2 tRNA genes and 1 rRNA gene are annotated in these 513 nt (G+C 50.9%); all 3 read left to right on the top strand.

Annotation, left to right across the window (positions count from 1 at the left end):
• A 5S ribosomal RNA gene (gene rrf, locus IEW26_RS30135) occupies window positions 1-101 on the top strand; the annotation flags it as partial.
• 84 nt (window positions 102-185) lie between these two features.
• Window positions 186-261, top strand: a tRNA-Asn gene (locus IEW26_RS30130).
• 4 nt (window positions 262-265) lie between these two features.
• Window positions 266-337: transfer RNA gene (locus IEW26_RS30125), tRNA-Glu, on the top strand.
• Window positions 338-513 lie beyond the last annotated feature (176 nt).

Raw genomic sequence — 513 nt, 5'->3', positions numbered from 1 at the left:
GAGGGGTTCCACACGTACCCATCCCGAACACGACCGTTAAGCCCTCTAGCGCCGATGGTACTTGGACCGCAGGGTCCTGGGAGAGTAGGACGCCGCCAAGCAAACTCTTTCATCATACATAGAAAACAGGCTTTGCATGTAGACCTTGTAAGATGAATTGCATTTGCCCTGCAAATGCATATTATTCCCTGATAGCTCAGTTGGTAGAGCACTCGACTGTTAATCGAGTTGTCACAGGTTCGAGCCCTGTTCGGGGAGCCATTAAGGCCCGTTGGTCAAGGGGTTAAGACACCTCCCTTTCACGGAGGTAACAGGGGTTCGAATCCCCTACGGGTCATAGTTATTTTAATAACTAAAGAGTGGGATGAGAATCCCAAAGGTTCGTCGGAGGATGAGCATCGTTAGGAATTGCTTCGCAGTCTCGAACGAAGTGAGAGTATCCCCTACGGGTCATAATTATGGAGGCTTAGCTCAGCTGGGAGAGCATCTGCCTTACAAGCAGAGGGTCGGGGG

Origin of the sequence: Paenibacillus silvae (assembly GCF_014639235.1) — a bacterium.
Taxonomy (GTDB): Bacteria; Bacillota; Bacilli; order Paenibacillales; family Paenibacillaceae; genus Paenibacillus; species Paenibacillus silvae.
Note: the sequence above shows the minus strand (reverse complement) of the source record. Positions and strands in the feature narration are given on the sequence as shown.